At 63.5% G+C, this 15622-nt stretch carries 1 protein-coding gene; it reads right to left on the bottom strand.

Translation table 11 applies throughout. From position 1 onward, the window contains the following. Positions 1-6 precede the first annotated feature (6 nt). Positions 7-15567: a non-ribosomal peptide synthetase gene (locus tag PDR5_RS09340; protein WP_064594766.1), complete on the bottom strand. Its 15561-nt coding sequence runs from the start codon at positions 15565-15567 to the stop codon at positions 7-9. Between the last annotated feature and the right edge of the window lie 55 nt (positions 15568-15622).

Raw genomic sequence — 15622 nt, 5'->3', positions numbered from 1 at the left:
GTCCTCTCAGGAAATCAGTTTTTCAAGTTCATCTGCTGATAAACGATTGAGAGCCTCCAAGGATTTAGCCAAAACATCATGAACGGGCTGCAAATCGGGTTGCAGAGCTTGTACGGCGTCGCTGAAAGCCGCCAGATCGGCACTGGCGAACAGGCTGGCCAACGGCACGTCGAAGCCCAGCAACTCGCGCAGACGCAGGGCCACCTGGGTGGCCAGCAAGGAATGACCGCCGAGTTCAAAGAAGTTGTCTGTCAGGCCGACCCGCTCCAGTTTCAGGACATCGGCCCAGACCCCGGCGATCTGCTGTTGCAGTTCACTTTCGGGCGCCACATAGCTGTTTTGCAGCAGGCTGGCGTCCGGTTGTGGCAGGGCCTTGCGGTCAAGCTTGCCGTTGGCGGTCAGCGGCAGGCTGTCGAGCAGCAACAGGTGCGCCGGCACCATGTAATCCGGCAGGTTGTGCTTGAGCGCCTGGCGCAGCAGCTCACGCCACTGGCCCTGCTGGTCGAGGTCGACCGACTGATCGGCCACCAGATACGCCACCAGCTGCACGCCGCCGGCGCCTGGCTGATCCAGCACCACGGCCTGACGGATTTGCGGCAGCGCCAACAGTTGCGCCTCGATCTCACCCAGCTCGATCCGGAAACCACGGATCTTCACCTGATGGTCGATGCGCCCGGCGTACTCGATCCGGCCATCGGCGCGATAGCGCGCCAGGTCACCGGTGCGATACAGCCGCGCACCGTCGCCCCCGAACGGGTTGGGCACGAAACGCAAGGCGCTGAGGTCGGCACGCTTGAGATAACCGCGTGCCAGCCCGGCGCCGCTGACGTGCAACTCGCCGATGCAGCCCTTGGCCACCGGTTTCAGGTCGGCGTCGAGCACGTACCAGCCCAGGTCCGGGATCGGCTCGCCCAGCGGGCTGCCGGCGTCCTGTTCGAGATCGGCCAGGGTCAACGGACGGTAAGTCACATGAACCGTGGTTTCGGTGATGCCGTACATGTTGATCAGCTGTGGCGCGGTATCGCCGAAGCGTTCGAACCATGGGCGCAGGCTGCGTACTTCCAGCGCTTCACCGCCAAACACCACGTAACGCAACGACAGTTGCGGATCCTGGGGCGCGTCGCAAGCGACCTGCATCAGTTGCTTGAATGCCGACGGCGTCTGGTTGAGCACGGTGATGCGCTCACGGCACAGCAGCGCATGGAACTCCTGCGGCGAGCGGCTGACGCTGTGCGGCACGATCACCAGGCGCCCGCCATGCAGCAGTGCGCCGAAGATTTCCCAGACCGAGAAGTCAAACGCGTAGGAGTGGAACAGCGTCCAGCGATCCTCGGCACCGAAGCTGAACCAAGGCTCTGTTGCCTCGAACAGGCGCAGCACGTTGTCGTGAGCCAGCAGCGTACCTTTCGGTTTGCCGGTGGAGCCCGAGGTGTAGATCACGTAAGCGAGGCTGGCGCTGTCGGCCCAGACCTGCGGGTCGGTTGCCAACTGATCCTGCCAGCGGCTGTCATCACCCAACAGCAGGGTTTCAACGCTCTCGGCAACCTCCAGGTGATCGAGCACACCCGGCTGCATCAGCAGCAGGGCAATGCCGCTGTCCTCGATCATGTACTGCAGACGTTCGGCCGGGTACTGCGGATCCAGCGGCAGGTAAGCCCCGCCAGCCTTGAGGATGGCGACCAGGCCGACGATCATTTCGATGGATCGCTCGGCAGCCAGACCCACCAGCACATCGGCACCGACACCCCGCGCGATCAGGGCATGAGCCAGACGGTTGGCACGGGCGTTGAGTTCGCCGTAACTCAATTGCTCCTCGCCCAGACTCACGGCAATCGCCTGCGGTGCGCGACGCACCTGTGCTTCGATCAGCTGTGGCAGGGTGCGGGTTTGGGCAAAGGTGGCTGGCGCACGGTTCCAGTCGTGCAGCGTCGCCTGTTGTTGTGCGGCATCGAACAGGCTCAGATCGGCCAGCAGACGTTGCGCGGGCGAGTCGGCCATTTGCTGCAACAGGTGCTGCAAGTGGCCGGCGATCTGCTCGATCTGCGCAGCGCTGAAATGCTGCCGGGCATAGGCCAATTGCAACGACAGGCTGTCGCTCAGGTCCACCAGCACCGTCAACGGCAGGTTGGTCTGTTCCTGGCTGCGTGCCTGGTCGAAACGCAAGCCTTGCGGCGCACCGTTGTTCAACGCCTCCGACACCGGGTAGTTCTCGAACACCAGCAGGCTGTCGAACAAGCCTTCGCCGCGTTGCCCGGACCAGCGCTGAATGTCCGCCAGTGGCGTGTATTCGAATTCGCGCATGGCCAGGTTCAGCGCCTGCACCGTTTGCAGCCACTCACCGAGGGATTGCTCGACACGCGGGGTGGCGATCACCGGCAAGGTGTTGATGAACAAACCGATCTGTTGCTCGACACCTGGCAGCTCGGCCGGACGCCCGGCGACCGTAGCGCCGAACGCCACGGTCAGTTGCCCGGTGTAACGCTGCAACAGCAACAACCAGGCGGCCTGCACCACGGTATTGAGGGTGACCTTGTGCTGACGGGCGAACGCCCCCAGACGTTGAGTCTGCTCACGGTCCAGCCAACGGGTCTGCTGGTCGTAACCGCTCTGCCCGGCGGTCGCCAGCGTATCGAGGCAGCTGCGGGCCAGGTGGGTCGGCTCATCCAGGTCGGCCAGACGCTCAGTCCAGAATCGCTCGCTGGCCTGACCGTCCTGACGCTGCAGCCAGCCAATGTAATCGCCATAACGGCCCACCGGCGCGGCCGGGGTTTCACCGGCGTAGCGCTGCATCACTTCGCCGAGCAACTGCGAGTTGCTCCAGCCGTCCATGAGAATGTGATGGCTGGTGTAGATCATCTCAAAGCGGTCATCGTCAGTGCGGACCAGCACCAGACGCAGCAGTGGCGCCTGCAACAGGTCGAAGCCTTGTTGCAGTTGCTCCTGTGCCAGCACGTCGAGCGCCCCCGTCAGGTCAGCGCGACCTCGCCAGTCATGCAGGCTGAACGGCAACTCGGCCTGACGCTGGACGATTTGCAGCGGCTGCTCCTGCTCGGAAATCCACACAAAACGCGTGCGCAGAATCCCATGGCGATCGACCGCGCCCTGCCAGGCCTGACGCAGACGCTCGGGATCGAGGCCTTCGACGCTGACGCGCATCTGGTTGATGTAATCCCCCGAACCCTGTTCGTACAGGCTGTGGAACAACATGCCCTGTTGCATCGGCGACAGCGGGTAGATGTCTTCGACCTCGGCACCGGCGCCCGGCAAGGCATCGAGCTGTTGCTGGTCGAGCGGCGCCAACGGGAAGTCCGACGGTGTGACGCCGGCATTCTGTGCAGCGCAGCAATGTTCGATCAGCACCGCCAGTTCGATCGCGTACTCATCGGCCAGACGCTGAATGGTGGCTTCATCGAACATCTCGCGGCTGAACGTCCAGCCCAGACTCAACTCGCCCGCGTAAACCTGACCATTGAGTTCCAGCCAGTTGCCCAGTGGCGCCAACGGGCTCTGTTCGTCCCCGGCCTTTTCGCGGGCCGGGGCGAACAGCGCGCCGTCATCGAACTGGCGGTCGAATTGTCCGAGGTAGTTGAACGTGATGCGCGGTGTCGGCAGCGCCGCCAGCTCACGGCGGGTCGCTTCATCACCGAAGTAACGCAGCACGCCGAAGCCCAGGCCCTTGCCGGGAATCGCCCGCAACTGTTCCTTGATCTGCTTGATCGAACCGTCGACCGACGCAGTCGGGGTCAGGCGCACCGGGAACAGACTGGTGAACCAGCCGACGCTGCGACTCAGGTCAAGGTCGTCGAACAGGTCTTCACGACCGTGTCCTTCCAGCTGAATCAAGGTCGAGGCCTGCCCCGTCCAGCGGCAGATGACTCGGGCCAGCGCGGTCATCAGCAAGTCATTGACCTGAGTGCGATACGCCGCCGGCGCCTGTTGCAGCAGTTGTCGGGTCAGCGCTTGATCGAGGCGCGTCTGTACGGTGTGCGCATCGCGGTTTTGCAGACTGGCCTGCGGATTGATGCACGGCAGGTCGACCGGCGCATCGGCCAGTTGCGTACGCCACAGCTCGAGTTCACCCGCGAGTCGTGGCGCGTGCTGTTGCAAACGTTCTGCCCAATGCTTGAAGGCGCTGGTCTTGGCCGGCAGAACCAGGGGCTTGCCGTCGATGCGCTGCTGATAAGCGCTTTGTAGATCTTCCAGCAGAATCCGCCAGGACACACCGTCCACCACCAGGTGGTGCACCGCCAGCAGCAAGCGTTGCGAACCATCGCCCACAGTCACCAGCAAGCCACGCAACAGCGGGCCTTGCGCCAGGTCGAAGCTGCGCTGCGCTGCCAGGCAGGCGGCCTGCAACTGTTGTTCATCGCTGACTGAAGCCTGCATCAGCAGGTTGTGCCGAACGGTTGTTGCGTGGTGATTCGCGGTCCAGCCGTCGGTGGTTTCAGTGAACGACAGGCGCAAGGCATCGTGATGCTCGACCAACGCTTGCAAGGCTTGCTCAAGTGCGTCGGCCTCGATGCTGATGGCCGGCTTGAGCATCACCGACTGGTTCCAGTGGTGACGCTCGGCAATGTCCGTCGCGAAGAACCACTGCTGGAACGGCAGCAGCGGCGTAGCGCCGCCGACCGGGCCCTGATCGATCTGCCCCGCGCCATCGCCCAGCGTTGCCACACCCGCCAGCGCCTGGACGGTTTGGTACTGGAACAAGTCTTTGGGGGTAAAGCGGATGCCGGCCTGACGGGCACGGGCCACCACCTGAATCGAAATGATCGAATCGCCACCCAGTTCAAAGAAGTTATCGCCCAGCCCGACTCGCGGCAGCTTCAGTACATCGGCCCACACCGCAGCGATACGCTGCTCCAGCGCATTGCGCGGCGCGATGTATTCGGCCTTGCCCGCCCCCCATTCAGGTTTCGGCAGCGCCTTGCGATCCAGCTTGCCGTTGGGGCTCAACGGCATCTGCGCAAGATTCAGCCACTGATTGGGCACCATGTACTCCGGCAGTCCGGCGTGCAGATGCCGCATCAGGGCGTCGCGCCAGTCCGCGCTTTCTTCGTTCAACACCACGTAAGCGGTCAGCAGCTTGCCGTCGATCACCAGCACCGCCGCTTCACGGACGTTGCCATGCTCCAGCAGACGCGCTTCGATTTCACCGAGCTCGATACGCAAGCCGCGCAGCTTGACCTGATGGTCGATCCGGCCAGCGTATTCGATCACGCCGTCGGCGCGGTAACGCGCCAGGTCACCGGTGCGGTAGATCCGCTCGCCATCGCCATAGGGGCTGACGGCAAAACGTTCGGCGGTCAGCGCCGGACGCTGATGGTAGCCGCGCGCCAGACCGACGCCCGCCAGGTACAACTCGCCGAGCACACCGGTCGGCACCGGCTCGAGATTGTCGTCAAGGATGTAGCAGCCGAGGTTGGCAATCGGCTGTCCGATCGGCACGCTGTCGCGGCCCTCCTCTACACACGTCCAGTGCGTGACGTCGATGGCGGCTTCCGTCGGGCCGTAAAGGTTATAAAGCCCGGCCGTTGGCAGTTTGGCGAAGACTTGCTGTTGCGCGTCCGCCGGCAGCGCTTCGCCGCTGCACACGATGCGTTGCAGGCTGGTGCACGTGGCAACGTCGGCGTCCTGCAGGAAGGCCTGCAACATCGACGGCACAAAGTGCAGCGTGGTGATGTGTTCGCGCTTGATCAACGCCACCAGTTTGGCTGGATCGCGGTGATCGCCCGGCGCTGCGACGACCAGCCGTGCGCCGGTCATCAGTGGCCAGAAGAACTCCCACACCGAAACGTCAAAGCTGAACGGCGTCTTCTGCAGCACGCTGTCGCCCGCGCCGATCTCATAGGCCTGTTGCATCCAGCACAGACGGTTGGTCAGGGCGATATGACGGTTGCCGGCACCTTTCGGTTTGCCGGTGGAGCCTGAGGTGTAAATCACATAGGCGAGGTTTTCACCGGTGACCGCCACGTCCGGATTGTGGCTGGCGAAGCCCTTCAGCGATGCTTCAAGCAACAGGGTTTGCACCTGCCCGTTCAATGGCAAGGCATCGAGCAGATGCGCCTGGGTCAGCAACAGCTGCACGCCGCTGTCTTCGATCATGTAGGCCAGGCGATCCTGCGGGTATTCCGGGTCGAGCGGCACGTAGGCGCCTCCGGCCTTGAGCACGGCCAACAGACCGACGACCATTTCCATCGACCGTTCGGCAGCGATGCCGACCAGGCTTTCAGGTCCGACACCCAGCGCCATCAGCTTGTGTGCCAACCGGTTGGCGCGGGCATTGAGCTGCGCGTAGCTCAGGCATTCATCGGCGAACTTCAGCGCTGCGGCGTCCGGGGTGCGCAGGACCTGTGCCTCGATCAGCTGCTGCACGCTCAGGTGTAACGGGTACTCGGTGGCGGTAGCGTTCCAGTCTTCGAGAATCCGTTGGCGTTCTTGCGCGGCGAGCATCGGCAACGCAGCGATCGATTGCTGCGGCGCTGCGACAATCGCCCGCAACAATGCCTGCCAGTGTTCGAACAGGCGCGCGATGGTTGCCGCTTCAAACAAGTCGCTGGCGTAGGTCAGGCTGACCATCAGCCCGGCGGCGGTTTCCGTGGTGTCCAGGGTCAAGTCGAACTGTGCGGTGGCGCTGTCCCACGGCAGGCCTTCGATGCGCAGATCCGCCACATCGGTGACCGGCGCGGCGTCACGCTGATGGTTGAACAGCACCTGGAACAACGGACTGTGGCTGAGGCTGCGCTCCGGCGCCAGTGCTTCCACCAATTGCTCGAACGGCAGATCCTGATGCGCCTGGGCGCCCATTGCAGCCTGCCGGGTCTGCGCCAGCAGATCACGGAAACTCAGGTCGCCGGCAAACTGTGCGCGCATCACCTGGGTGTTGACGAAGAAGCCGATCAGGCCCTCGGTTTCGGCGCGGTTGCGGTTGGCAATCGGCACGCCGACGCGGATATCGTCCTGACCGCTGTAGCGGTGCAGCAGGGTCTGAAACGAGGCCAGCAAGAGCATGAACATCGTCACCCCCTCACGTCCGGCAAGCGCCTGCAACTGCGCGCTCAATGCAGATTCCAATGGCGCCTCCAGCCGCGCGCCACGGTAGCTCTGCACCGCCGGACGCGAATGGTCCAGCGGCAACTCCAGCACCGGTTGTTCGCCGCCAAGCTGGCCCACCCAATAATCGAGTTGACGCTGCCGCTCGCCCGCCTCCATCCACTGCCGTTGCCACTGCGCGAAATCGGCGTATTGCAGCGGCAGCGCGGCCAGTTCGAGGGGTTGTCCGGCGCGTTCTGCGGCATACATCGCCATCAGTTCGCGCACCATCACTTGCATCGACCAGCCGTCAGACACGATGTGGTGCTGGGTGATCACCAATACGTGATCATCCGCCGCCAACCGCAACAGACTGACGCGCAGCAGCGGCCCGTTCAGCAGATCGAACGGCTGACGAATCTGCGCCTGCACCCAGCTCGAAAGATTGTCCTCGGCGTCGAGGCTGTGCTGTTCAATCGTCAATTGGCCGTGCGCATGAACCACCTGCACAGTGCGCTCGTCGTCCTGGCGGAACGTGGTGCGCAACGGTTCGTGACGCGCCACCAGTTGATTGAAGCTGTTCTGCAACCCGACGATGTCCAGAGCACCGCGCAAGCGCAGCGCACTTGGCACGTGGTAAGCAGCACTGTCCGGCTCCAGCTGCCAGAGGAACCACTGCCGTTCCTGGGCATAAGACAACGCCAGTGCAGCACCGCGCTGCAGCGCCATCATCGGCACGCTTTCGCTGTGTTGCAGGGTGGCGCAGGCGGCGGCAAAGGCTTGCAGCGTCGGCTGCTCGAACAGGGTGCGCATCGGCACATCGAGTTTGAGCGTCTGGCGGACCCGGGAAATCACTTGAGTGGCCAGCAGCGAGTGACCGCCTCGCTCGAAGAAGTGATCGTTGAGCCCCACCGCGCCGGACTCCAGTACGGCTTCCCAGATCTGCGCCAATTGCACTTGCAGCAAGGTCTGCGGCGCTGCATAAACGCTCAGGTCCTGGCTCAGTTCGACGTTCGGCAGTGCGGTACGATCAAGTTTGCCGTTGTTGTTCAACGGCAACGCGTCCAGCGACAGCAGGTGCGCCGGCACCATGTAATCAGGCAGCAGCTGTTGCAGCGAAGCCTTGAGCGAGTCCAGCCACTGCGCCTGCGCGGTCGCAGGTTCGGTTCCTGTCTCGGGCACCACATAAGCCACCAGTTGCGCGCCACCCGGGAAATCCTGAGCGATCACCGCAGCGGCGCGCACGCCCTCCTGTGCTTGCAGGCAGGCTTCGATTTCACCCATTTCAATGCGCAAGCCACGGATCTTCACCTGGTGGTCGATACGCCCGGCGTACTCCAGATCAGCGTTTTCGTTGTAACGCGCCAGGTCGCCACTGCGATACAGCCGCGCCCCCGGCTCGGTGGCAAACGGGTCTGGCAGGAAACGTTCGGCGGTGAGGGCCGGACGATCGAAATACTGCTGCGCCAGACAGGCACTCGCGCCAATGCACAACTCGCCGACGCCACCGGCAGGCAGCAATTGCCCGGCGCTGTCGAGCACGTACAACGCGCGGCCAGCAATGGCCCGGCCAATCGGAATGCCGAAGCTGTCGCTGGCATCGCTCAAGCGGCAGTCGTGAACGCTCGACACCACCGTCGCCTCGGTCGGCCCGTAGGTGTTGAGCAAGCGCACGTGGCTCAGTCCTGCTTCGTGCCACAGGCGCAGCCCTTCGACCGACATGGCTTCGCCGCCGACATGCACCTGACGCAACGCGCCCAGACCGGTGATGTTGCCGCCCGCGCATTCACGCGCCAGCAAGAACCAGTAGGCCGCCGGCAAGTCCGCCAGAGTCACGCCATGGTCGACGATCTCGTCCGCCAGTTGCACGACGTCCCAGAGTTCGTCGCCGCGCATGATCAGCGCCGCGCCGACACACAGCGGCGGGTAACACTGCTCGACAAAACCGTCGAAGCTGAAGGTCGCAAACTGCAGCACGCGATCATCGGCCGTGAGCGCCGAATACTCGGCACCGGTCTGGCAGAACTCGCGCAGCGCCGCGTGAGCAATCGCCACGCCTTTTGGCTGACCGGTGGAGCCCGAGGTGTAGATCACGTAGGCCAGGTCATCGGCCGTGGCGTGATTCAGCGGATCGCTGTCCGGATAAGCACCCAGCGTCTGGATGATGTCGCCCAGGTGCAAATACTCCAGGCCAGCCGCAAGCGGCACGTCTTGCAGGAGAGCGGATTCATCGAGCAGCAGATCGACACGGCTGTCTTCGATCATGTAGGCCAGACGCTGGGCCGGGTAGTTGGCATCAAGCGGCACGTACGCGGCGCCCGTCTTCAGCACTGCCAGCAGGCTGACGATCATTTGCGGGCCACGACGCAGCGCCAGGCCGACACGCTTGCCCGGCGCCGCACCGCTGGCCAGCAAACGGTGGGCGAGGCGATTCGCCTGGCGGTTCAGTTCGTCATAGCTCAGGCGCTGTTCACCGCACTGCACGGCCAGCGCCTGCGGTGTGGCTTTGGCCTGCGCGGCAATGCGTTCGTGCACCAGACCTGCATGCTGCAACTGCAACGCTGGCGGCTGACAGTGGGCGAGCATGGCGCGCGTGGTGGCGTCATCGAGCAGCGTCAGGTTGCCCAGGCAGCCTGTGGCATTGCTGATCAGTTGCTCAAGCAAGTGGCGCAGGTTGGCGCAGAGCCTGTGCACCTGGGCGGCGCTGAATCGTGCGGCGTCGTAGCTCATCTCCAGGCTCAGCGTGGCACCGAGTTCGATACCCAGCGTCAGCGGATAGTGGGTGCGTTCATGGTTGTGCAGGTTGCCGAAGGTCAACCCGGCCGGAGCACCTTGTTTCAGCGCCTCGGCGACCGGGAAGTTTTCGAACACCAGCAGGCTGTCGAACAGCGCCGAGCCCTGATGCCCTGCCCAACCCTGAATGTCGTACAGCGGCACATGCTCGAACTCACGCAGGGCCAGGTTCTGCGCCTGCAGATCAGCCAGCCACTGGCCGACGCGATGATCCGGGCGCGGATTGCACACCAGCGGCAGGGTGTTGATGAACAGCCCCAGTTGCTGCTCGATGCCTGGCAGCGGAGCCGAACGACCGGCCACTGTGGCGCCGAACGCTACGCAGTCCTGACCGGTGTAGCGTTGCAGCAGCAGGCTCCAGGCCGCTTGCAACAACGTGTTGAGGGTGACTTTCTGCTGACGGGCGAACTCGCCCAGACGCCGTGTTGCGGCTTCGTCGAGCACCTCGCGATGTTCGTCTGTGCCGTGGCCGCCCACGGGTGGACGCAGAGTGTCGGCAAGCAGCGTCGGCGCCTGCAACGGGGCCAGCGCAGCATTCCAGAACGCCTTGCCGGCGCCTGCCGATTGCTGCTGCAACCAACCCATGTAATCGCGGTAATGCCCGACCGGCGCCGGCAGTGGGCGCCCGGCGGCGTAGTGGGAAATCACCTCGCCGAGCAACTGCGCATTACTCCAGCCGTCCATCAGGATGTGATGGCTGGTGTAGATCAAGTGCCAATGATCGGCGCCGGTGCGCACCAGTTTCAGGCGCAGCAACGGCGCGCAGTCGAGTTCGAAACCCTGCGCCCGCTCGGTCTCGGCCAGCGCATCGGTGTCAGTGTTGTCCAGTACCTGCAGCGGCAGTTGCACCTCGCGGCTGATCACCTGATGGGCGCTGTCCAGGCCTTGCCAGTGGAAGCTGCTGCGCAGCACATCATGACGCGCCAGCGCCGCTTGCCAGGCACTGGCAAAACGCTGCGGATCAAGGCCCTGGATGTCCAGACGCATCTGGCTGATATAGGCCTCGGCCTGCGGTTCGTACAAGGTGTGGAACAACATGCCCTGCTGCATCGGCGACAGCGGATAGACATCTTCGATGACAGCGGCGGCGACCGGCAATGCATCCAGTTGCGCCTGGCTGAGGCGTGCCAACGGGAAGTCCGATGGCGTCGCTTGCGCGGTGTCGAGGGTGCAGCAGTGCTCGATCAGTGCCATCAGTTCGGCGGCGTAGCGATCAGCCAGCCTTTGCACGGTGGCACTGTCGAACATCTGCGAACTGAAGCCCCAACTCAGACTCAATTCGCCGCCATAGACCTGGCCTTCGATCGTCAACCAGTTATCCAGCGGCGCCTGTGAATCCTGGGCGACACCGCCGGACTCGGTGGATGGCACCAGCAACGCCTGCTCATCGAACTGCCGGTCGAATTGCCCCAGATAGTTGAAGGTGATGCGCGGCGGCGGCAGCAACGCCAACTCTTCACGCACCGACGGCGCTGCCAGATAACGCAGCACGCCGTAACCCAGACCTTTGTCCGGCACCGCACGCAGTTGTTCTTTGATCGCCTTGATCGAACCGTCGAGATCCTCGCTCGCCACCAGATTGACGGCGAACAGGCTGGTGAACCAGCCGATGCTGCGCGTCAGGTCGATGTCGTCGAACAGGTCTTCACGGCCATGGCCTTCGAGTTGAATCAAGGTGCCCGGCTGACCGCTCCAGCCACTGATGGTGCGCGCCAGTGCCGTCAGCAGCAGATCGTTGACCTGCGTGCGATACGCCGCCGGCGCCTGTTGCAGCAATTGGCGCGTGCGCTCGGCGTCCAGACGCCATTCGATCTTTTCCCCGAAGCGGTTTTGCAGGCTGCCTTCAGGGCGCTCGCACGGCAGATCCCGTGCGTCGTGGTGCTGGGCTTTCCAGTAAGCCAGTTGATCGTCGAAGCGCGAAGCCTCGGTGCTCAGGCGCGCCGTCCAGCTCTGGAACGCGCTGGTTTTGGCCGGCAATTGCACGCCACCGCCCGCCGCCAGCTGTTCGTAGGCTTGCTGCAGATCTTCCAGCAACACGCGCCACGACACGCCGTCCACCACCAGGTGATGGAGGATCAGCGACAGGCGCTGACTGCCATCGGCCATGGACACCAACACGGCACGCAACAACGGCCCGTTGGCCAGATCAAGACTGCGCTGGGCATCGTCGCAATGGGCGGTCAGTTGCTCGGTCGTCTCGGCCGTGCGCAGCCACAGATCAGCGCGTTCGACCTGTGCGGCGTACGCTTGCTGCCAGCCGTCGGCGCCCTCGACAAAACGCAGGCGCAAGGCATCGTGATGATTGATCACATGGGTCAATGCGGCATCGAGCCACTGCGCATTCAGCGCCTCGCGCGGGGTCAGCAATAGGGACTGGTTCCAATGTTCACGCCGAGGCATCACCCGGCTGAAGAACTGCTGCTGGATCGGCCCCAACAAGGCCTCGCCCGTGGCCGGCGCCTGATCCACCGAACTGTGGCTGTCGAGGATCGCGACCAGCGCCAGACTGCGCACAGTCTGATACTGGAACAGATCGCGCGGGCTGATACGGATCCCGGCCTGCCGCGCGCGGCTGACCACTTGAATCGAAATGATCGAATCGCCGCCCAGCTCGAAAAAGTTGTCCTCCAGACCCACGCGTTGCAAACCGAGCACGTCTTCCCAGATCGCCGCCAGGGCTTTTTGCATAGCATCCTGCGGCGCGACAAAAGCTTGCTGCGGCGCAGCATCCGGCTGCGGCAAGGCTTTGCGATCGAGCTTGCCGTTGGCGGTGACCGGCAATTTGGCCAGCGTCATCAGGTAGGTCGGCACCATGAATTCCGGCAGGCTGCCGAGCAGCCACGCCTTGACGTCCTGTTGCCATTGTTCGTCTGCCTGAGCATTTTCCAGCACCAGATAGCCGACCAGATGTTTGCCGCCCTGCACCAGCACCACGGCTTCACGCACCAGCGGATGCTGCATCAGGCGGGTTTCGATTTCGCCCAGCTCGATACGCAAGCCACGCAGCTTGACCTGATGATCGAGACGCCCGAGGTATTCGATGACGCCGTCGGCACGTTGGCGTACCCGGTCACCGGTGCGGTACAGACGCGCACCTTCGTGGAACGGGCACGGGACAAAACGCTCGGCGGTCAGCGCCGGGCGCTGGTGATAACTGCGCGCCAACCCTGCTCCGCCCAGGTACAGCTCACCCGCCACGCCGCTCGGCACCGTCATCAGTTCGGCGTCGAGCACATGGGTGCGCAGGTTGGCGATCGGCCGTCCGATCGGCACGCTGTCGGCACCTTCGTCGACACAGGTCCAGTGGGTGACGTCGATGGCCGCTTCGGTCGGGCCATACAGGTTATAGAGCCCGGCGTTCGGCAGCTTGGCAAACACCTGCAGTTGCGCGTCCAGCGGCAGTGCCTCGCCGCTGCAGACAATGCGTTTGAGGCCGACACAGGCCTCGACGCCCGGCTCATGAATGAACGCCTGCAACATCGACGGGACAAAGTGCAACGTGCTGATGCCGTAGTGGTTGATGGTCTCGATCAACAGCGATGGATCGCGGTGCGCGCCCGGCGCTGCCACGACCAGTCGGGCGCCGGTCAGCAGCGGCCAGAAAAACTCCCAGACCGACACGTCAAAACTGAACGGTGTCTTCTGCAGCACCGAATCGCTGGCATCCAGCCGGTAAGCCTCCTGCATCCAGCACAAACGGTTGACCAGCGCCGCATGACTGTTGCCGGCGCCTTTCGGTTTACCGGTGGAGCCGGAGGTGTAAATCACGTACGCAAGGTTCTGCGGATCGATGACCGCCTCGACACGGCCTTCGCTGTAGCGATCCAGCCATTCGGCTTCCTGATCAAGCGTAATGACGTTCACCCCGGCCGTTGGCAGCGACGCCAGCAACGCACTCTGGGTCAGCAGCAAGGTAATGCCGCTGTCCTCGATCATGTAGGCCAGGCGCTCTTGCGGGTACTCCGGATCCAGCGGCACATAGGCGCCGCCGGCCTTGAGAATCGCCAAAAGGCCAATGACCATTTCCAGCGAACGCTCGACACAGATCCCCACCAGGCTGTCGGCTCGCACGCCTTGCTCACGCAGCAGATGGGCCAGTTGGTTGGCCCGCGCGTCGAGTTGCGCGTAGCTCAGGGTTTGTTCGCCGAACACCAGCGCCGGTGCATCCGGAGTGCGGGTCACCTGGGCTTCGATCAATTGATGAATGGGTTGCTCGGTGGGATAAACCGCTGTTGCACCGTTCCAGGCATGCACCAGCGTGTGCTGCTCATCCGCGTCCAGCAACGGCAGCTCGCCAATGCGTTGCGCAGGATCAGCGACCATGGCCTTGAGCAGACGCAACCAGTGGCGCGCCATGCGTTCGATGGTCGGCGCGTCGAACAGGTCGCTGGCGTAAGTCAGTGCGGCGTGCAGCTTGCCGCCCTTCTCGTAGGTGTCGAGTGTCAAGTCAAACTGAGTGGTGCGGCTTTGCCAGTCGAGGCTTTCGAGCACCAGGCCCGAGGCTGTGCCCAGGGCGGCGATATCGGCCACCTGCGGCTGGTGGTTGTACATCACCTGGAACAGCGGCGTGTGACTGAGGCTGCGCTCCAGTTTCAGTGCTTCGACCAGTTGCTCGAACGGCAGATCCTGATGCGCCTGGGCGCCGAGCGCCGTCTCTTTGACCGCCTGCAGCAACGCATCGACGCGCGTCTGGCCATCGACTTTTGTGCGCAGCACCTGGGTGTTGACGAAGAAACCGATCAGACCTTCGATCTCGGCGCGATTGCGGTTGGCAATCGGCACGCCGACACGGATATCGGTCTGCCCGGTGTAACGGTGCAGCAGCGCATTGAACGCGCCAAGCAACAACATGAACAACGTGACCTGATGCTGTTGCGCGGTGGCGCGCAACTGGTCGGCCAACTGGCCGTCGACGGCAAACTCATAGCGTGTGCCGCGATAGCTCGGCATGGCCGGACGCGAATGGTCCAGCGGCAGTTCCAGCACGGGATGCTCATCACCCAGTTGCGCCTGCCAATACTCCAGTTGCCGCGCTTGCTCCCCGGCCTCCAGCCAGCGACGCTGCCACAGGGCGTAATCGCTGTACTGAACCGGCAGGACTGCCAGCGCCGGCGACTGGCCGGCGTCAAAGGCGTCGTAGCAACGGATGAATTCGTCGATCAGCACGTTCATCGACCAGCCATCGGAAACGATGTGGTGCAGGGTCAGCAGCAAGACGTGCTCCTGCTCGGCGAGCTTGAGCAAGGTGACTCGCAGCAACGGCCCGACCGCCAGATCGAACGGCAACACCGATTGCTGCTCGGCGGCACGAACAACCGCTTCCTCGCGTTCGGTGGCCGGCAGCACAGTGAAATCTTCATGATGGATGTTCAAGGTCGCCGGGGCCGGCACTTGCAGCAGGCTGTCATCCGCCTGGCGCTGGAACACCGTGCGCAAGGTTTCATGTCGCGCCACCAGCGCAGCAAAGGCCTGCTCCAGCGCTGACAGATTCAGCCGCCCGGTCAGGCGTACCGCGCCCGGCAAGTTGTAGGCGCCGCTGTGCGGATCCAGTTGCCAGAGAAACCACATCCGTTGCTGCGCGTAAGACAACGCCTGGCGATCGTCGGCCTCGATCCCGGCGGGAATCGGGAAACGGGCGAAATCCACGCCCTCCTTTTGCAGGGCCGCGAGGAACATCTGGCGCTTTTCCAGGGGCAACCCGATAAACCGGCGAGCAAGTTTCAAGGAGTCTTCAGCATTCATTTCTTAGCATCCGGATCAGTAGGCAGGAAGCACAAAGGCACGTCGTCCCTATAAA

This window comes from Pseudomonas sp. DR 5-09 (assembly GCF_001655595.1).
GTDB classification, from domain to species: Bacteria; Pseudomonadota; Gammaproteobacteria; order Pseudomonadales; family Pseudomonadaceae; genus Aquipseudomonas; species Aquipseudomonas pharyngis.
Note: the sequence above shows the minus strand (reverse complement) of the source record. Positions and strands in the feature narration are given on the sequence as shown.

Excerpts from the sequence above, each read along its gene's own strand:
- PDR5_RS09340 (WP_064594766.1), bottom strand. The coding sequence starts at position 15,567 with ATGAATGCTGAAGACTCCTTGAAACTTGCTCGCCGGTTTATCGGGTTG.